Source organism: Mesorhizobium sp. M0145 (assembly GCF_040322355.1).
In the GTDB taxonomy this organism is placed as follows: domain Bacteria; phylum Pseudomonadota; class Alphaproteobacteria; order Rhizobiales; family Rhizobiaceae; genus Mesorhizobium.
The window spans coordinates 62,449-80,204 of sequence record NZ_JAMYTK010000019.1 but is presented as its reverse complement, the minus strand read 5'-3'; the positions used below and the strand labels follow the sequence as shown (position 1 = coordinate 80,204).

Here is a 17,756-nt window from a genome sequence, read left to right as displayed (position 1 = left end):
TTTCCGACGGGAAACTGCCTCCGCTAATTGGCGGTGCAGAAATGCTGTTCGCCGTCATAGCCGGTGAACGTGCCGGTACGGGCGTTGAAGCTCCGGTAGCGGTCCGAGCAGTATTCGTACCAGCCGCGGGTCCACGGCTCCGCATAGCTTTCGGCATAGGCCACTCGCGGCTGCACGTAATAACGGCGCACCGGGGCAGGCCTGTAGTATTCATCATCATAGGCCGGGTCGTAATAGCGGGGCTGCGGGCTGGCGAGCGCACCGCCGATCAGGGCACCGGCCGCAAGGCCGAGCACGCCGGCCGCAACGGCGTCGCCGTGGCCGTGGTGGCGGCGGTGATGGCGCCATTCGTCGGCATTGGCCGCGGGCAAGGTCGCCAGCGTGGTCGCAACGACCGCGGCGGACAGGATGGCAGTCTTGAAAATTCGGTTCATGTCGGTCTCCTTCGTGCCGGACCGGGTCGTTTTCGGGATGCGGTCCGGCTTTAACGAAGATTAATATGCGACCGTGGCTGAACGGGGGCTGAACGAAATTTGACCAGGCGGCTCATCTAACTGGGCGGTTCAAGCGTGCGGCAAACACCGCAGGCCAGACCGGCCCACGTCCATTCTGTCCGGGGGTGGTTCAGCCGATCGACAGGTTGACGGCTTTCGGACCCTTGCCGCGCTTGTCCGGCTCGGTGTCGAATGTCACTTTCTGCCCATCCTCAAGACCGGGAAGACCCGACGCCTGCACGGCCGAAATATGGACGAAGACATCCTTTGCCCCGTCGTCCGGCGTGATGAAGCCGAAGCCCTTGGCGTGATTGAAGAATTTGACGGTGCCGGTCTGCGGCATGGGAAGCTCCTTTGATCCCACAAGTCCAGTCTCGGGCCGGCAAATGCCCGGACGGAAATTTGTCCTTTATTTTAGTGCCATCGGCAAGAGAAAGTTTTGCGGGTGCGGGCAAGCATCCCGGAACACAAAAGGCGCGACGAAAACCGCCGCGCCTTTACAGAATTCAAGTTCACTCCAAAAGCCTTGCAGCATCCTCACCCCGAAAGGACGCGCGGCACGCTGTGGTTTCAGGCAGCGCGGAGATTGACCGCTTTCGGACCCTTGCCCATACGGTCGGGCTCGACATCGAAGGTGACCTTCTGACCGTCGACGAGCGTGCGCAGCCCGGAAGCCTCGATCGCCGAGATGTGGACGAACACATCCTTGGCGCCGCCATCGGGCGTGATGAAGCCGAAGCCTTTGGTAGCGTTGAAGAATTTAACGGTGCCGGTCTGGGCCATTGGGGAAACTCCTTCACCCGTGTCAGTCTTGGTGGTTCCGCCCGCCGCCTGGCGCCGTGGGCAAGTCCCGGTGGTTGCTTCGGCAGTCATGCATTGGCGCATGGTAAAACCCCCCGCCGAAAACGGGGCTGTCAGAGATTCACAGTATCGGGGAAAGGTCGTCCAAAACGTTCCGCTCTCCGGGTCGCAAATGCCCGAACACAAAATTTATCGCACGGAAACGTGATGCTTGCAAGACACAGCCGCGGGCGGCCCCAACAGGCGCATCCCGACGCATCGCACCGATAGTCCCGGTTCTCTGCGCGGTCATCGGCCAGACTTCACCCAGGCATGGTCCAGCAAGCGGGGCAGGTGCTGTCTTGGCTTGCGCCGCCATACCGCCCTGGCTCGCCAGTTGCAAACAGGGGTTGCATCTGGCAGCGGAATGACGAGGATCGGCCTGACCCAGGCACCATTTGTGCAGGCAGGAGTTTCGAGGAGGGAACATTCATGCGGTTTCTTGCGGCAATCTTTCCGCGGCAGGTTTTTTCCATCCTGTTCCTGTTGGCAATTCTCGCAGCCTGCACCGTCGTGGTGGATGATGAGGGGCCGGGGCCGCGCCCGCCACGGCCGGGGCCGCAATTCTGCACTAGGCAATATGACCCGGTCTGTGCCCGGCGCGGCGGCGACCGCCAGACCTTCGCCAATGCCTGCCTTGCCGAACGGGCCGGATACCGCATCATTCGCGAGGGCGAGTGCCGCGGCGGTGGTGGTGGCGGTGAGGAGCAGACATTCTGCACCCGCGAATACCGCCCAGTCTGTGCCCGTCGCCATGGCGAACTGCGCACATTCCCCAACGAATGCGAAGCCCGCGCGGCGGATTATCGCGTCGTCGATGACGGGCCCTGCTAGCGCACCGACCTACAGCCTGGCCGGATAAGCACCATCTGGGGGCCGGCGTAGAGCTCAGCGCCGTTCCCGTTGGAGATGCGCAGGCGACGCGGATCTGCGGCATCATCAGCATGTGAAGCAGCGTTGTGGCGCGTCGGCTCAGTTGGCCGGGTTGTCGACCGGTTCGAGATTGTCTTCCGTGGTGACCCGCTCATAGGTCTCCTGATCGCTGCGGATGCGATATTGCGGCGAGCCGTCCTTGACCGGCAGCCGGCTCTTGATCTGGAACAGCTCCGCGGTCTTTTGGGCAAGGCCGGTGCGGCTCTTCATGCGGACGGTCTGGCCGACGGTGAAGATATGCGCCGGCGTGTCCGTGCGCCGCGCATTCTGCTGGAAGCGGATCATGTGACATTCTCCTGGTCGTGCCGAAGCGCTGCGTCGAGCTCGGCATGGTCAATGGCGACAAGCTGGCTGGTCGCGCTTTTCACTGTCCTTGCCGGCAGATGGATGAAAGTGGCGACGCGGCGCCAGGCAGGCCAGGACATGCCGTCGATCAGTTCTTCGTCGTGGTCGATGTCATAGTCGCCGGCCGGCTGCACGCCATCCAGCCCGCCAAGCACGAAAGGTGCCGCGAAATGCGCTATGGAATGGGTGGTGCGAGCAGACATTCTTGTGCCTCGAAGTTCTCGCTTGTGCCTTGAAGTTCTCGTGCCTTGAAGTTTCTTTCCGGCCTGCCCCGGAAGCGGAGCCTGCATTGCGGTGCCAGGTGTCGGCGATTTGGATAAGTTTGGCGGGCCGAGAATCCCTGACACCGCGGGGCCAAGCATGGCCCAAAACGGTTTCATACCAATAGTCTGAAAATACGGCTTATTCAAGAAGTTTTCGGCCTCTTACCCCTACCAACGTCAAATTACTTTTCTATAGTTATCCGCAGAACGATGATACGGTCCCGGTGCACCTCAAAAATTGTTTGAAGAACTTCCGAAAAAATTCCTCCGGCATTTGTATTTATCTAGCAATGGAAGGAAGAGAGTCATGAACTCCGCAAGAACACCGGATGTCCCGACAGTTGCAGTCAGTCCTGTCGCAAAGCCGATAAAGGTCTTGTCGCCGCGTCTCACGATAAGAAGCGACGAGGCGGCAAGGCGAAGGATTGCCGACACCGACGGCACGGCGCGGCGGGCGCGCCAGCTTGCCGAAAGCAACCGCCTGATTTGACGCGCAAGCCATGACGCTCAATTTTCCCAATCCCAGCCGCTCCTATGACGCGGCGGCCAAGCGCATTCGTTTCGTCGGCCATGACGGCATGCTCGAAGTCCCGTTCTTTGTCGAGGTCGCGGCACTTTCGGCGGCAAACCCGGCAGCAAGCGGAGCCGAGGCCGAATTTCTCAGCGCCTTCGACGCCAAGCGTTCGTCGATCCACGAGATTGCGCGCCAAGCCTACTCGCACGGCCGCAGGAACATGTATGTGCTGACGCCGGCCGACTTTCGGTAGGCTCCCCCGGGTTCGAAGTTTTGCTTCGTAGCGACCGCCGTCTGCTCTTGCACGCGCCGCAGCGATGGCCTAGATCGCGGCAGGCGGACAACACGGCAGGTTTCCCATCAACAGAGATCCGAGACAACCGGCAGGCGCACGTTACGGCTCAGGCGGACAGCCGCCGCTGGGGCTCGACCAGCACGTGCAGCAGGCGCTGCAGCTGCACCAGGCCGGGCGCCGGCAGGAAGCCGAGGCGCTTTACCGACAGGTGCTGGCGCAAAAGGCCAACCACCCGGCTGCTGCGCATTTCCTCGGGCTTCTGCTGCACCAGACCGGGCGCAGTGCCGAGGGGCTGGCGCTGATCGAACAATCGGTGCGTCTGCAACCGAACAATCCGGATTTCCTCAACAATCTCGGCACCGTGCTGCGCGACCTCGGCCGGGTCGCGGCCGCCGCCGATCTCTTCCGCAAGGTGGTGGCGATTCGGCCGGACCAGCTGGCGGCGCGTGACAACCTCGGCTCGTCGCTGAAGCAGCTCGGCCAATTCGAAGGCGCCGAGGATATTTATCGCGGCACGATCGGCCGTAACCCGTTCCATGTCCGCGCCCGCGTCGGGCTTGCCGAAACGCTGCAGGAAGCGGGCCGGCTGGATGAGGCACTGGCTGTCTTTCGCGAGGCGCTGACGATCCGGCCGAAGGATGCCGATCTTTTGCACGGCCTGGGTGTCGGGCTGATGGAAAAGGGAAATCTCGACGAGGCTGCGGATCTTTTCAGGCAGGCGCTGGCTGTGGACCCCGGCATGGCGAGGGCCTGGCTGATGCTTACCCAGGTCAAGCGCCAGAAGGAGCGCGACGCCGAGCTTGCCCGCATGGAGGCGGAGCACGCCAAGGCGCCGCAAGGCAGCCTGGCGCGCATGCAGCTTTCCTTCGGCCTCGGCAAGGCCAATGACGACCTCAGGGATTATGGCCGCGCTTTCGACTATTTCGCCGAAGGCAACGCGATCCGCCGCCAGGGCATCGACTACGACGCCGGCAAGACGCGCGGCGAGTTCGAGGCGATGAAGGCGGTGTTCGACAAGGCCTTTTTTGAAAGGCACAGGCCGAGCGGGATAGCCGACGACACGCCGATCTTCGTCGTCGGCATGCCGCGTTCCGGCACCACGCTGGTCGAGCAGATCATCGCCAGCCATCCGCAGGTCTATGGCGCCGGCGAGCTCAGCATATTGAAGACGGCGGTCGGCAAGCAGTTTCCGCTCAGCATGAAGGGCGGCTTTCCCTGGGGCATCGCCGGCATGCCCGACAAGGCCTATGCCGAGGCCGGCCAGGCCTATCTCGACATGCTGCACGCCCGCTATCCGGGTTCTCGGCACGTCACCGACAAGATGCCCGGCAATTTCCTCTTGGTGGGCTTCATCCATTTGATGCTGCCGAAGGCCAAGATCATCCATTGCGCGCGCGATGCGGCGGCGACCTGCCTGTCGATCTACAAGGTGCACTTCCGCGGCGACAGCCATCGCTACGGCTACGATCTCGACGAGCTCGCCGATTTCCACAATCTGTACACCGACATCATGGCGCACTGGCACGCCGTGCTGCCTGATGTCGTGCACGACGTTCGCTACGAGGATTTCGTCGCCGACCAGGAAGGCCAGTCGCGGGCGCTGATCGCCCATCTCGGTCTGCCGTGGGACGACGCCGTGCTGTCGTTCCACCAGACCGACCGGCCGGTGCGAACGGCGTCGGCTGCGCAAGTGCGCCAGCCGATGTATCAGGGCTCGGTCGACCTGTGGAAGCGCTATGGCGACCGGCTGAAGCCGCTGCACGACAAACTTGATCGAGGGGCGCCTACAGCTCGATGAAGGGCTGAAAACCGCCAAAGATCATGCGCTTGCCGTCGAACGGCATGGTCTCCCAGTCCGACTTGAGGCGCGGGTCGGCCATCACCTTGGCCATCACCGCGTCGCGGCTCTGGCGCGATTCGTAGACCACCCATGAGAAGATGACGACCTCGTCGTCCTTGGCCTGTACGGCGCGCGGGAACGAGGTGAGCTCGCCATAAGGGACGTCGTCGCCGACGCATTCGACGTAGGCAAGTGCACCGTGCTCCTTCCAGACGGCGCCGCCGGTTTCCGCCAGCTTCTTGTAAGCATCGAGCTTTGCCTTCGGTACGGCAAGTACGAAACCGTCGACATAGGACATCTGATTTCCTCCATGCGATCGTTTTCCTCTCCCTCTGGAGCGGGAGAGGTGATTTCAGACACAGCCTGTGTGGAATGCTAAGCTGCTTTCACCGGTGCGTTCATTGCCCATTCGACGCCGAACGGATCACGCATATTGCCCCAGCGATCGCCCCAGAACATCACCTGCAACGGCACGACTTCCTTGCAGCCCGCCTCGACGGCTCGCTGCCACCAGGCGTCGATGTCGTCGCTGCCGAGATGGAGCTGCATGGTGTAGCCCTGCGGCTTCACAGCGGCCATTCCATGCTCGGGATAGAAGTCGGAAAGCATCAGGGTCGAACCGTTGATGTGGAGATGGATATGCATGGTGCGGCCCTGTTCGTCCGGCGGATAGGCAAAGACCTGCTCGGCACCGAAGGCCTTTTGGTAAAATTCTGCGGCTTTGAAAGCGCCGTCCAGCTGAAGGTAGGGCGTCAATCCGCCAAGCACTTTGGCGGCGGGCTGGGTCTGCGGCTGGTCATTCATGTCATGCTCCTCTTTGCGTCTGGTTTGCCTTTGCGAACCACAGGACGAACGGAACGGCGACGATCCTACACGGCCGATGGTTTTTTGGATTCGAAATGGCGCCTGCCGCGACGGCCAACTGCCACCTTTCAACCTTCGATGTGAATCCGCGGGCTGTTTTGCGCGTCGACGACGATTTCCGGCCAGCCAATATCTTTGCGCAGCTCGATCGGCAATGAAAGGATGGCGCGTTCGCTACGATAACGGGCGCGAGCCGCCGAGTAACGCGTCACGGCGTGACCTATGGATGACAGAATAGACATGATGCTTTCTCCTCGATTGGCGCCGGCATCACCGTGTCGGCAACCCAAGGACGTGGCATGCGATCATCATCCGACAGAGCGCCGGAATTTTTTTCCGCAAGCCTTCAGCCGCCGGCTTCGGCAACCTCCCGGAAGAACTCCTCCGGGCTGTCGATCTCGGTCAATCGCCGTTTCTCGATCAGCCAGAAGCGGTTGCCAACCGCGCGGATGAAGGAGCGGTCGTGCGAGGCAAGCAGGCAGCTCGCTTGATGTTCCAGCAATTCCGCTTCCAGTGCTTCCTGACCATCGATATCGAGATGATTGGTCGGCTCGTCGAGTAAATAGAAATTGGGATTGGCGAGCCTCAGCGCCAGCATCATCAGCCGCGCCTTCTGTCCGCCCGACAGCACGCCGATCCTGCGCTCCTGCATGTCGACGAGCATTATGCAGTCAACGATGAATGGTACCTGAGAAGCCGACGTCCTCTTGCACCCATTGGGGTGTTCGGCAAAAATACTGCCGGACCAGCGTGGTGTTACGCGGCTGCGGATCTTCTGGATGCGACACAGAGAACCACTCTACCGACGGGGAAACACGCGAACCCACGGCGTTCGCCATGGCGGCGGCGACTACAAATTTTCCCGGCATATCAAGAAAGAGGACAAGACGAGCCGCGGCTCCATGCATGGCGAAAAACAATGGGGCCGCGACTACACGCCGTTGTTCAGATTCCTGCTTTCGAAAGTTGGACAGGATTGGTCCGATGTTCACAGTCAGGCAGTGGCGCGACTGGATCGACCGGACCCGATTTTCTGGATCGTTGCACTCAACGATGCCGACAAGCACTCGTTCGTCCGAGTGGGAGAAAATTCATATTACAGTGGCCTGTACTTGGATCAGGACAATCGCCTGGCGCTGGTCGATCCCGAACTCAGGTTGGAAGACATGAAGCCAAGCTGTTCCTGTTGTACACAAACGTTCAATGGTGTTCCATTCATCCGAAAATACGAAGCAGGTTAGGGCAGAGCCTCGCCGCGCCTTTCAGCCTCACCTGATCCCTGCGGCCCAAGCCACCAGGTCGTCCTCGCCGCTGCGCAGTCGCTTCATCACGCGTTGCATGGGCCAGCAGGTAACGCCGCTTCCAACTTCGAGAGCCGCGTTGATTTCCCCTTCGGGATCATCATCATTCGTCAGCCAATGCCCACCAAGTTCCCTGCGGAGCACCTCGCCGCAATAGCTGCCCAACGCAAACAAGCGCGGCCCGATATCTTGCGACATCAAACCGCCGGAGATGGGCTCCCCGTCCTTCGTCTGCTCGCGAAAGAAGCGCTCCACCTCCGATATGCTCCGTGGTGTGAAATTCGCGTCATAGCCCGAACTTTGCAGTGCTTTGGATATCCACTGCGCGGCTATCGGAATGTCATCCTGCAAGCGCCGCGGCGCGTTCGTCGTTTGAGACGCCGCGCGGGGCGGCAGGAAAGCTGCGGCGACGGCTGCGAGAAGTCCAAAGAAACGACGCGTCATCATCTGCACCCACCCAAGCGATGGCATGAGAATAGCTGTGGCTTCAAAGGAGCGCCACGGCGGATTGCCGGAGGCAATGGCAATGACGGTTGGCATTCGGCAGGACTGTCACACGGACCTCAAGTGGCCACCGCTTACTCCGTATTCCTTGTTCAAATCCAGCAGGAAATGTCCGAACACCGAGCTTCTGCCGAGATCGACAACGATCACAAGAAGGGCGTTGAACCTGCCGGTGCCAATCAAAACCTGATCAAATCGGTTTTGGGCGTCTCGGTAGACATAGTGGACGTCGTTCAAATATGGCAGCCCGATCTCATCCAGATCCAGCGCCTCGACATATGGCCATATGTCTACTGCAGCCTCTGCCGTGGCGGTGACGTTCGTCATAGGCTCCGCGAAGCAAGCCTTGAATTCGTCTTCCTGAAGTCTGCGAGTGACGACCATCAAGCATTCTAGACACCGGTTGAGAATGCTCGCAACAGGTATGCAGCCCGTTTACCGCCCCGGCCGACCCGTCTTGCCGGGCCGGCGCTTTTCACGGCGGGCGTCGGCGGGGTCTTCGTAGGAGCCGATACCACTGCGCTGGCGGACAATGGGTTTTGCAAAATCGTCGCGATCCTTCGCGCCCCCCTCTGCCCTGCCGGGCATCTCCCCCACACGGGGGGAGATCGGCTGTGGTTTCGCTGGCACCTTTCCCTCGACCGGCTTCTCGGTGCGCCGCACGGTCATCTCGTCGAGCGAGTTCTTCTTGAACAGCGGCTTGGTCGGTTCGCCCGGGATGCCGAAATCGGAGCCGTGCGCCTCTTCGGCCGACTGCTTCTTGAACAGCGAACGCGACACTGCGCCGGCCGGGGTCGGCATATCCGTGCCCGGCCCCATGGCGTCGAGCGAGGGCTTCGAAAACAGCGGCTTCTTCACCGGCACGGCGCCATCGGCACCCATTTCGTCGAGCGCCGGCTTGCGGAAGAGATTGGGCCGGGCCGCCTCTTCGGCGGCACGTGCCTCGTCGAGCTTGCGGAAACGCTCCTGTTCCTCTGATGTGCGATGTTTGGCCACGCCTTTGTTGTGCTTGCCCTTCTCGCGGCCCGAGACCGGGCTTTCCATGTCGGCATACTTGGCCAACGGGTCGTCGGAGATGGACAGCTCCATCTCGCGCAGCCGTTTGATCTCGTCGCGAATGCGGGCGGCCTTCTCGAAATCGAGGTTGGCGGCGGCGTCGCGCATCTGCTTGTCCAGGGCGTCGAGATGCGCCTTCAGATTGTTGCCCATCATCGCGCCGGCGCTGTCGGTGAACTGCGAGATATCGGCGCGGACATGATCTTTTTCGTAGACCGAGTCCAGGATGTCCGAAATGCGCGACTTGACCGATTCCGGGGTGATGCCGTTGGCCGCGTTCCACTCCATCTGCTTTTCGCGGCGGCGGTTGGTCTCGGCCATCGCCCGCTCCATCGAGCCGGTGATCTGGTCGGCGTAGAGGATGACCTTGCCGTCGACGTTTCTGGCGGCGCGGCCGATGGTCTGGATCAGCGATGTCTCGGAGCGCAAGAAGCCTTCCTTGTCGGCATCGAGAATGGCGACGAAGCCGCATTCGGGAATGTCGAGGCCTTCGCGCAGCAGGTTGATGCCGACCAGCACGTCGAAGGCGCCGAGGCGCAGGTCGCGCAGGATCTCGATACGCTCCAGCGTGTCGATGTCGGAGTGCATGTAGCGCACGCGAATGCCCTGCTCGTGCAGATACTCGGTCAGGTCCTCGGCCATGCGTTTGGTCAGCACGGTGACCAGCGTGCGGTAGCCGGCCCTGGTGGTCTCGCGGATTTCGCCCACGACATCGTCGACCTGCGTCTTGGCCGGGCGCACCTCGACCGGCGGATCGATCAGGCCGGTCGGGCGGATGACCTGTTCGGCGAAGACACCGCCGGACTGCTCCATCTCCCAACCGCCGGGCGTTGCCGAAACCGCAACGGAAAGCGGGCGCATGGCGTCCCACTCCTCGAAGCGCAGCGGCCGGTTGTCCATGCAGGACGGCAGGCGGAACCCATACTCGGCCAGCGTCGCCTTGCGGCGAAAGTCGCCGCGATACATGCCGCCGATCTGCGGTATGGTGACGTGGCTTTCGTCGACGAAGACCAATGCATTGTCGGGTATGTATTCGAACAAGGTCGGAGGCGGATCGCCCGGCTGGCGGCCGGTCAGGTAGCGCGAGTAATTCTCGATGCCGGCGCAGGAGCCGGTCGCTTCCAGCATCTCCAGGTCGAAGCGGGTGCGCTGCTCAAGCCGCTGCGCCTCGAGCAACCGACCCGCCCGTTCCAGTTCGACCAGCCGGTGCTTGAGTTCTTCCTTGATCGACTTGATGGCCTGATTGAGGGTCGGACGCGGCGTCACATAGTGCGAATTGGCGTAGATCTTGACGCTCTTCAGCTCGCCGGTCTTCTGGCCCGTCAGCGGGTCGAATTCGGTGATCGCCTCGATCTCGTCGCCGAACAGCGAGATGCGCCAGGCGCGGTCCTCGAGGTGGGCCGGGAAGATCTCGATCGTGTCGCCGCGCACCCGGAACGAGCCGCGGACGAAGTTGATGTCCTGGCGCTTGTATTGCTGGGCGACGAGGTCGGCGAGCAGCGCGCGCTGGTCGAGCCGGTCGCCGATCTGCATCTGGAAGGTCATCGCCGTATAGGTCTCGACCGAGCCGATACCGTAGATGCAGGACACCGAGGCGACGATGATGACGTCGTCGCGCTCGAGCAGCGAGCGCGTCGCCGAATGGCGCATGCGGTCGATCTGCTCGTTGATCGAGGATTCCTTCTCGATGTAGGTGTCGGTCCGGGGCACATAGGCCTCAGGCTGGTAATAGTCGTAGTAGCTGACGAAATACTCGACGGCGTTTTCCGGGAAGAATTTCTTGAATTCGGAATAGAGCTGCGCGGCCAACGTCTTGTTGGGCGCCAGGATCAGAGCGGGGCGCTGCGTCTCTTCGATCACCTTGGCCATGGTGAAGGTCTTGCCCGAGCCCGTGACGCCGAGCAGAACCTGGGTGCGGTCGTTGCTGCTGACGCCCTCGACGAGATCCTTGATCGCCGTCGGCTGGTCGCCGGCGGGCTCGAAATCCGAGACCATCTTGATGGCGATGCCGCCTTCGGATTTTTCCGGCCGGGCGGGACGGTGCGGCGTCCACAGCACGCCGTCCTTGTGCAGCGGATTGCCGGATTCGATCAGCGCCGACAGCGCCGCGACGGTGGCGGTGACGCCGCCCGAAGCCATGGTCTCGGCCTCTTCCAGGGAGACATCGAGGCCGGCGACAGGGTTGAGACCGGCCGCGGTGCGCTCCCGCGCCGAAGCCGCGCCGCCCATCGAGGTGCCGCGTGCCGTACGGCCGGGGGAAGAGGAGCGCTCGGGGATTTTCTTGGCAGACTTGGCGCCTTCCCTCCCCCTCGAGGGGAGGGTGGCGGCGGAGCCGCCGGGTGGGGTCGGTGCGGCAGTACTCGACGTTCCTTTGCGTCCCGCGCTGCCTCCGGCGACCCCCTCTGTCGCCTTCGGCGACATCTCCCCCTCGAGGGGGGAGATTTGGCGCCCTTCCTTCTCGGCTTCCTGCTCTATCTGCTCGGCCCAGTCAGCGATCGAGCCGGTCAGCGGGGCGCCGGTGAACTCGGCCTGCGGCGCCTCGGCAAAGCCGCCCTTGTACAGGGGCTCCGAGGCATCGAGGAAATCGGTCAGCGGACTGCGCCGCTTGGGCGGCGAAGCGCGCTCGTCATTCGCCGGCGGCGGCGTTTTTTTGTCGGGGAGTCTGGCCATGGCCCGAATATGGGAGGTATCGGCCAAAATGGAAAGAGCGGAGTGGCCGGTGGCGCGAGGCGCAATTTGGCTCCTGACAGCAGGCTGTCAGGAGTAGCGTCGAAGTGCGCCGCTCAATTAAACCAAAGCGCGAACGTCAGAAACCCGGCGCCGCCGAACTGGCGCTGGATCTGGTTGAACTCCTCGCTGGTGAGAATCTTGCCGCGCTCGAGATAGGGCGCGATGGCCGGGCCGGTGATCGACAGCACCAGGTCGAAGGTTTTTGGCTCATCAAAGAAGCGCTTCATGTTGATGCCTTTGTCGGCGATGCGGAAATGCGGCAGCAAGGTGCGGCCTTCCAGAAGATCCTCGGCCATATCAAGGGCGGCGAGCCAGGCCTGTACCTGCTGCTCACCAACTTCGAGACCGGTCAGCGGGCTGGCGCCTTTCTGCTGCGGCCCAGGCAGCCATTCGCGGTCATTGTCGGTTTCGGCGCGGATGGCTTTCCAGTCCTCGCGCGACAGCCGGATCATTTCCATGAGATGGCGGCGCGCCGCTTGCCGGCGCTCCGGCTCGACCACTTGCCAGTTGATGAGATGGACCAGCGAAATGAAATCGGCGATGCGCCATTCGGACGACAGAATGCCGCCGCTCATGCCGCCGTCCGGCGGCACGAGCGTGTCCTGCAGCGGCAGTTTGGCGCGCGGGAACAGCATATGGAACGAACCGTCGAAGGTGTTGCTGAAGTCATGCGCCAGCCAGAAATCGGCCTGCGCCAGCAAGAATTCGGCATAGCCCTGCAGCCAGTAGCCGTCGGCGCGGTCGAAGCGGAAGGTGAGGGCCGGTGCGGCCGCGTCTGGCGCACCGCCGCCGCGTGACAGAGACGCCATGACCGCGGCGGCGCTTTCGTCCGGCGCGATCTGGCCGTCCTCGTTGAGATCGATGCCGAGACGGGTCAGGTCGATGACCATGCCGATATCGGCTTCGGCGGGTACCGAAGCGAGCGTGGCTGCGGATTTCTCCAACCGGTCGCGGAAGGCGACGAGAATGGCACGGAATTGTTCGTAGGTCAGCGGCTCGGGATTGGCATTGTCCGGCACCGGCAGCCGCATCAGCGGCAGCATGAACGATTGCGGGCTGTCGAAACCGTGGCGGTGCAGGCCGCCGGCGAGGATCTCCAGCGCGGTGAAGAATTCGCCGGCGCCGGCGGCATAGGCGGCAGCCGGATCGCCTGGCGCGGCGGCTTCCAGAGCGGCAAGAGCGCTGTCGCGTTCGGCTACGATTTTTGCCTCGAACAGGGCCGCCGCTTCGGGAGCCGCGGCGCTGGGTAAAGCCAGCGGCAGGAGAAGAATGATGGCGCACGCCACCAGCCTGGAAAAACGCTTCATCGTGATCGCCCCTTTTGTCGCTCCGCAGTGGATCATACACGCATTTGGTTCGCTGCGCCTGTGGCCCTGTGGTTCACCCACAACAGTCGACGCTTCAATCAATCCGGCGGACGGTCTACACAAGGCAAACGATTGGGCGTCGCGTGTCGAACTATCCGCTTTCCTACAAACTGTCGTGGCTGCCGCGCTTCCTCCGGCCTTCGCTCGACGGCGACGCGCGCGGCTTTGCTCCGGCGGCCGCAGCCCTGCTCGAACCACTGCCGGCGCGGATGGTGCGGCTGGCTTTCGTCGGCGATATCTCGGCGGTGGCCAATCGCCGCGTGCCGGACTGCGATCCGGCGATTGCGGCACTGCTTGCCTCGGCCGATCTGGTGGTCGGCAATTGCGAAAGCCCGGTGGTGGAGCGGCCGAGCGCTGTTTTGGGCACCAGGCTTGGCACGCACCATGCGATGAGCGAGCGGTTCCTTGCCGAGGCGCTGGCCGCCGCCGGCATTTCGCGTGAAAAACTGGTGCTGTCGCTGGCCAACAACCATGTGCTCGACCAGGGTATTGCCGGCTTCGACGAGACCGTCGCCGCGCTGGAGCAATTAGGCATCCGCACGATCGGCACTGCGGCTCCGGTCGAGCGGTTTGCGGTTGGTTCGCTGACGGTAGGCCTTGCCGCCTTTACCTTGTGGCGCAATACCGACGAGGCTCAGTTCGCGGGCCGAGTCTCGATGCAAGCCGATCCGACGCAATGGCCGCACGCTGCCGCTTCGGGTGTCGACCTCCTCTGCGCGGTGCCGCATTGGGATTGGGAATTCCGGCATTTTCCACGTGCGAAGACGCGGGCAATGGCGCGACTTCTGGCCGAACATGGCGTCGGCCTGATCGCCGGACATCATGCCCATGTCGTGCAGCCGATCGAGCGGATCGGCAAGACGCTCGTTGCCTATGGGCTCGGCGATTTCATCGGCACCGCCTTCGCGCGGCAGCCATGGCCCAGCCGCATCGGCGCCATTCTCGTCGTCGACATCAGCGACGATCCCGGCACGCGCGGGGCCATCGCCGCCTACCGGCTGCATGCCTTCATGCGGTTGCGCGCCGGCGATCACGAGCGGCTGGTCCCGGTTGAAACGCTGGCGGGAAAATCCAGGCAAAGGGTTCTAGCCCGCCTCGATGCGGTCTTCGGTGCCGTGCGCTGACGCAGTCCACCAAACCGGCTATCATGCCCAGCGCGGGCAGGCTTGTGGCGGCGGGTGGGTGATGGAAACTGCGGATTTCATGCCGAACGAAGCGGTGATCGCCGGCCTCAGGAAGAACATCGAGGCCTATGAGGCGCAACGAGCTTCGGCCCATCGCCGGACACGCTGGCGGGTGCCACTTTTCATCGGGCTGGTGCTGGTGTTCGTGGCGTTTGTGGCCTGGCTCTTCAATGGCGTTGCCGACCCCAACGAGCAGTGGTTCTCGACCCCGCATGTGTTCCTCTATATCGGCGGATTCCTGGCTGCGATCCTGCTCTATTTCCAGGCGATCAAGCCAGCGCGCAAATTGCAGCAGTCGTTCCGCAGCACGCTGTTGCCGATCATCTTCGGCTTCATCGAGGACATGCAGTACCGGCACAACGTCAAGCCGAATTCGTTCGACCGGCTGCCGCGCGAGACGGTTGGTCCGTTCAACCAGCAGTCTTTCGACGATGTTTTTTCCGGCCGGTACGAAGGATTTCCGTTCGAGCTTTACGAGGCAAATCTCCGGGAAGGAACGGGCAAGAGCACGACGGCAGTGTTCAAGGGCGTCATCATCGCCTTCGAGACGATCGTGCCGTTCCCCGGCACATTGGTGGCCGCGCGCCGGACCAACAAAGTACTCGGCTTCTTCCGCGGCATCTTCGGCAGCAAGATGCAGGAACTATCCAGCGGCGTGCCGGAGCTCGATGCCGCCTACGAGTTCCGCACCGACAATATCGAGGCGGCGCGGACGCTGGTAACCGGCCGGCTGGCGCAGGCACTGGAATGGCTCGGCGAAACCCGGCCGAACGATCCGGCGCGCGTCGCGCTCAGCGGCAGCGACGGTTTCCTGCTGCTGCCGCAGGAAAGGAATTTCTTCGAGCTGCCGGATATCTCCACGCGCCTCGACTACACCAAGCATGTCGCGCCGATGATCGCCGACATGGCCACGATCCTGGCGACAGCGGCGCTGGTGCGAAAGATCGGCGTGAAGGATGTAGAGGCCGGTTGAACTAGAATTCAGCCGTCAACAATCGAAGCCATAGTTCTGGCGATAATAGTCGGCCTCTTCCTTCGACATCTTTTTGAAGAGAACGCAGACAGTGAAACTTCCCACCCGGCGGCCGTTCTTCATGTAGCCCCAGTCGGAAATATCGTCCCGGCTGAATTCGATCTCCTGGCCTGCCACGACGTTGTGCACGGTCTGCGGCTCGTTGTCCAAGGTTCCTGCAAATCCGGCCGCCGTCCGGTGGAAGGGAAAGACCCAGAAATGTTCAGTGGCGTCCCCGTCCCTGACCACGACTTTCAATTGGAAGTCGGCCGTTCCGGATGGCGGTGCGTCGGCCAATACCAGGAAGTCGTCGAGACTGGCACGCGCCTGCTCGATAGCGGCCGCCATCTCCGGATCGTCGCCAGCTACGCTGACGACCTTGTCGTCGCCTTGACCAGGAGTCTGCGCGTCGGCTGATGCCGGAGCAAACGCAAGCAACAGGGCAAGCGCGATACGGGCTGCAAGCTTCATGATGCGACTGCTTTCGACATTTTCGCCAGACAAACCGGATCATCTTTCGCCGAACGTCTGATTGGCAACTGGTTTTTGTCTCCATCAGGCGCTATTCCAGGGACAGTGGGGTGGGGCTATGGTCGAAGAACGCAAGGGGTTTCGCCTGTCGCGGCGGCTGCTGCTGGGTGCGGCGGTGGTCGGCGGCGCGATGCTCTGGGGCGGCACGACCGTGGCGCGGCTGGCGCGCGGTCCGTCGGGGCAGAAGAATTCCGGGCGCATCGCCGACATTGACGGGATCGACCTGGCGCAGAAGCCGCTGGAGGGCCCGCCAGCCTACGATCCGGCGCTGCCATGGCTGACCAAGGGCGGCAACATCAACGATGCCAGCGGCCTGTCGATGACACCGGTCTACGGCGTTATCGAAGTCAGCGAGGAAGACCACATCGCGAGCGCGCTGGCCCTTGCCCGCGCCAATAGCCTGAAGGTCTCGGTCGCGGCGGTGCGCCATTCGATGGGCGGCCACGCCTTCGACGACAACGCGCTGGTCCTCGACATGCGCAAATTCAACAAGGTCAGTGTCGACCCGACGGCGAAGACGATCACCTTGCAGCCGGGCGCGCGCTGGCACGACATCCAGAACCTTTTGCACCCGCGCTTCGCGGTGAAGGCGATGCAGTCGACCGACATCTTTTCGGTCGGCGGCTCGCTGTCGGTCAACGCGCATGGCATGGACCACCAGGCCGGCTCGGTCGCCGGCTCGATCCGATCGATGCGGGTTATGCTGGCCGACGGTTCGGTGACGACCTGCTCACCGGCCGAAAATACCGAGCTGTTCCGCCACGTCGTCGGCGGCTACGGCCTGTTCGGCGTGGTGCTGGAGGCGACACTCGACATCGTCGACAACGCCGTCTACCGGACCTCGCGCGAGATCATCAAATCGGACGATTTCCCGACGTTCTTCGCCGAGGTTCTGGAGCCAAACAGGGCGATCGGTCTGTTTTATGGGCATCTGTCGACTGCGCCGGGCAATTTCCTCGAGGATATAATCGTCTACCGCTATGACAAGGTGGCCGACCAGCCGCCGGCCGACCAGCCGGCAATCGGTGAACCGGGTTCGGTCGGGCTCAAGCGGGTGATCATCAACCTGGCGAAATGGGGCAGCCTGTTCCAGGAGCTGAAATGGTTCACCGAAAAGACGCTGGAGCCGCAATTCGAGAGCTGCACGGTGGCGCGGACGACGGCAATGGGCGAGGGCGAGGCCTGCCTCGTCACGCGCAACAATCCGATGCACGATTCAGTGCCCTATCTGTTCAACGATCTGCTCGATGAGACCGACATCCTGCACGAGTATTTCATCCCGCGGGCGGCCTATAACCCGTTCATCGCGGAAGCGCGCGAGATCCTGCGCAACCAGACCCTGCCGGTGCTCAACGCGTCGGTACGCATCGTCCACAAGGAGGATGTGGCGCTGAATTATGCGCCGGAGCCGGCCTATTCGCTGGTGCTCTACATCAATCAGCCGACAGACGCCGACGGCAATGCCAGGATGCGGGCGCTGACAAGGGCGCTGATCGACGTGACGATCAAGCATGGCGGGCGTTTTTTCCTGCCCTACCAGCTCCACTACACAGGCAAGGAACTGCTTGCCTCCTATCCGGAACTGCCGTCCTTCCTGGCGAAGAAGCTGCAATACGATCCGGGCGAGCTGTTTTCGTCGATTTTTTATCGCGCCGTCAAGGCACTGATCGGCACGGCCTGAAG

Annotated in this window: 22 protein-coding genes; 8 read left to right on the top strand and 14 right to left on the bottom strand. The window is 62.5% G+C overall.

Going from position 1 to position 17,756, the window contains the following annotated elements; translation table 11 throughout:
* Window positions 1-23: 23 nt before the first annotated feature.
* The 3 genes from NKJ28_RS24225 to NKJ28_RS24215 all read right to left on the bottom strand — a co-directional run bounded on the left by NKJ28_RS24225 (window position 24) and on the right by NKJ28_RS24215 (window position 1,277).
* A complete protein-coding gene (locus NKJ28_RS24225) occupies window positions 24-434 on the bottom strand; it encodes a BA14K family protein (RefSeq protein WP_023678410.1) in 411 nt (136 codons plus the stop codon).
* A gap of 190 nt (window positions 435-624) precedes the next feature.
* Window positions 625-837, bottom strand: coding sequence for a cold-shock protein (locus NKJ28_RS24220; protein ID WP_006202521.1), 213 nt, complete (start codon window positions 835-837; stop codon window positions 625-627).
* A gap of 227 nt (window positions 838-1,064) precedes the next feature.
* A complete protein-coding gene (locus NKJ28_RS24215; RefSeq protein WP_006202520.1) occupies window positions 1,065-1,277 on the bottom strand; it encodes a cold-shock protein in 213 nt (70 codons plus the stop codon).
* A gap of 489 nt (window positions 1,278-1,766) precedes the next feature.
* On the opposite strand from NKJ28_RS24215, the gene NKJ28_RS24210 reads away from it, so the two are divergent.
* Complete coding sequence (locus tag NKJ28_RS24210) at window positions 1,767-2,168, top strand: Kazal-type serine protease inhibitor family protein (protein WP_352637242.1); 402 nt, start codon at window positions 1,767-1,769, stop codon at window positions 2,166-2,168.
* Window positions 2,169-2,306: 138 nt separating this feature from the next.
* Here NKJ28_RS24210 and NKJ28_RS24205 read toward each other — a convergent pair whose 3' ends face one another.
* Window positions 2,307-2,552 (bottom strand): hypothetical protein, encoded by a 246-nt coding sequence (locus NKJ28_RS24205; RefSeq protein ID WP_023678408.1) that lies wholly within the window; start codon window positions 2,550-2,552, stop codon window positions 2,307-2,309.
* A complete protein-coding gene (locus NKJ28_RS24200) occupies window positions 2,549-2,815 on the bottom strand; it encodes a hypothetical protein (protein ID WP_023678407.1) in 267 nt (88 codons plus the stop codon). Before NKJ28_RS24200 ends, NKJ28_RS24205 begins: the two co-directional genes overlap by 4 nt.
* 367 nt (window positions 2,816-3,182) lie before the next feature.
* Between NKJ28_RS24200 and NKJ28_RS24195 the strand changes: the two genes are divergently transcribed.
* The 3 genes from NKJ28_RS24195 (at window position 3,183) to NKJ28_RS24185 (ending at window position 5,482) form a co-directional block, all read left to right on the top strand.
* On the top strand, window positions 3,183-3,365 hold the full coding sequence (locus NKJ28_RS24195; RefSeq protein ID WP_023678406.1) for a hypothetical protein: 183 nt from the start codon (window positions 3,183-3,185) through the stop codon (window positions 3,363-3,365).
* Window positions 3,366-3,375: 10 nt separating this feature from the next.
* Window positions 3,376-3,642: a DUF1488 family protein gene (locus NKJ28_RS24190; RefSeq protein ID WP_023678405.1), complete on the top strand. Its 267-nt coding sequence runs from the start codon at window positions 3,376-3,378 to the stop codon at window positions 3,640-3,642.
* Between the two features lie 184 nt (window positions 3,643-3,826).
* A complete protein-coding gene (locus NKJ28_RS24185) occupies window positions 3,827-5,482 on the top strand; it encodes a tetratricopeptide repeat-containing sulfotransferase family protein (RefSeq protein WP_352637241.1) in 1,656 nt (551 codons plus the stop codon).
* Here the strand turns inward: NKJ28_RS24185 and NKJ28_RS24180 are convergent.
* The 4 genes from NKJ28_RS24180 to NKJ28_RS24165 all read right to left on the bottom strand — a co-directional run bounded on the left by NKJ28_RS24180 (window position 5,469) and on the right by NKJ28_RS24165 (window position 7,124).
* Entirely contained in the window at window positions 5,469-5,822 is a 354-nt protein-coding gene (locus NKJ28_RS24180) for a DUF1428 domain-containing protein (protein WP_023678403.1), read from the bottom strand. The genes NKJ28_RS24185 and NKJ28_RS24180 overlap by 14 nt on opposite strands.
* Before the next feature lie 77 nt (window positions 5,823-5,899).
* Window positions 5,900-6,328, bottom strand: a complete 429-nt coding sequence (locus NKJ28_RS24175) for a VOC family protein (RefSeq protein WP_023678402.1) — start codon at window positions 6,326-6,328, stop codon at window positions 5,900-5,902.
* Window positions 6,329-6,456: 128 nt separating this feature from the next.
* Entirely contained in the window at window positions 6,457-6,630 is a 174-nt protein-coding gene (locus tag NKJ28_RS24170) for a hypothetical protein (RefSeq protein ID WP_352637239.1), read from the bottom strand.
* Window positions 6,631-6,734: 104 nt separating this feature from the next.
* Window positions 6,735-7,124: an ATP-binding cassette domain-containing protein gene (locus NKJ28_RS24165; protein WP_352637252.1), complete on the bottom strand. Its 390-nt coding sequence runs from the start codon at window positions 7,122-7,124 to the stop codon at window positions 6,735-6,737.
* Window positions 7,125-7,167: 43 nt separating this feature from the next.
* Between NKJ28_RS24165 and NKJ28_RS24160 the strand changes: the two genes are divergently transcribed.
* A complete protein-coding gene (locus NKJ28_RS24160) occupies window positions 7,168-7,629 on the top strand; it encodes a hypothetical protein (protein WP_352637237.1) in 462 nt (153 codons plus the stop codon).
* A gap of 27 nt (window positions 7,630-7,656) precedes the next feature.
* Here the strand turns inward: NKJ28_RS24160 and NKJ28_RS24155 are convergent, their stop codons facing one another.
* From NKJ28_RS24155 to NKJ28_RS24140, 4 genes are all read right to left on the bottom strand, one after another.
* Complete coding sequence (locus tag NKJ28_RS24155) at window positions 7,657-8,229, bottom strand: hypothetical protein (RefSeq protein WP_352637236.1); 573 nt, start codon at window positions 8,227-8,229, stop codon at window positions 7,657-7,659.
* A gap of 12 nt (window positions 8,230-8,241) precedes the next feature.
* A complete protein-coding gene (locus NKJ28_RS24150; RefSeq protein WP_352637235.1) occupies window positions 8,242-8,577 on the bottom strand; it encodes a hypothetical protein in 336 nt (111 codons plus the stop codon).
* A gap of 51 nt (window positions 8,578-8,628) precedes the next feature.
* A complete protein-coding gene (uvrB, locus tag NKJ28_RS24145) occupies window positions 8,629-11,919 on the bottom strand; it encodes an excinuclease ABC subunit UvrB (RefSeq protein ID WP_352637233.1) in 3,291 nt (1,096 codons plus the stop codon).
* Window positions 11,920-12,032: 113 nt separating this feature from the next.
* Window positions 12,033-13,286, bottom strand: coding sequence for a hypothetical protein (locus tag NKJ28_RS24140; protein WP_352637232.1), 1,254 nt, complete (start codon window positions 13,284-13,286; stop codon window positions 12,033-12,035).
* Window positions 13,287-13,429: 143 nt separating this feature from the next.
* Here NKJ28_RS24140 and NKJ28_RS24135 point away from each other — a divergent pair, with 143 nt between their 5' ends.
* Both NKJ28_RS24135 and NKJ28_RS24130 read left to right on the top strand, forming a co-directional pair.
* Window positions 13,430-14,470 carry a CapA family protein gene (locus NKJ28_RS24135; RefSeq protein WP_352637230.1) on the top strand — a complete coding sequence of 347 codons (1,041 nt, stop codon included), beginning with the start codon at window positions 13,430-13,432 and terminating at the stop codon, window positions 14,468-14,470.
* 61 nt (window positions 14,471-14,531) lie between these two features.
* Window positions 14,532-15,503: a DUF3137 domain-containing protein gene (locus tag NKJ28_RS24130; protein ID WP_352637228.1), complete on the top strand. Its 972-nt coding sequence runs from the start codon at window positions 14,532-14,534 to the stop codon at window positions 15,501-15,503.
* 15 nt (window positions 15,504-15,518) lie between these two features.
* On the opposite strand, the gene NKJ28_RS24125 is transcribed toward NKJ28_RS24130, so the two are convergent.
* Entirely contained in the window at window positions 15,519-16,013 is a 495-nt protein-coding gene (locus tag NKJ28_RS24125; RefSeq protein WP_352637226.1) for a YegJ family protein, read from the bottom strand.
* A gap of 118 nt (window positions 16,014-16,131) precedes the next feature.
* Here NKJ28_RS24125 and NKJ28_RS24120 point away from each other — a divergent pair, with 118 nt between their 5' ends.
* The gene (locus tag NKJ28_RS24120; protein ID WP_352637225.1) at window positions 16,132-17,754 is read left to right on the top strand and encodes an FAD-binding oxidoreductase; all 1,623 of its coding nucleotides are present in this window, start codon (window positions 16,132-16,134) and stop codon (window positions 17,752-17,754) included.
* Window positions 17,755-17,756 lie beyond the last annotated feature (2 nt).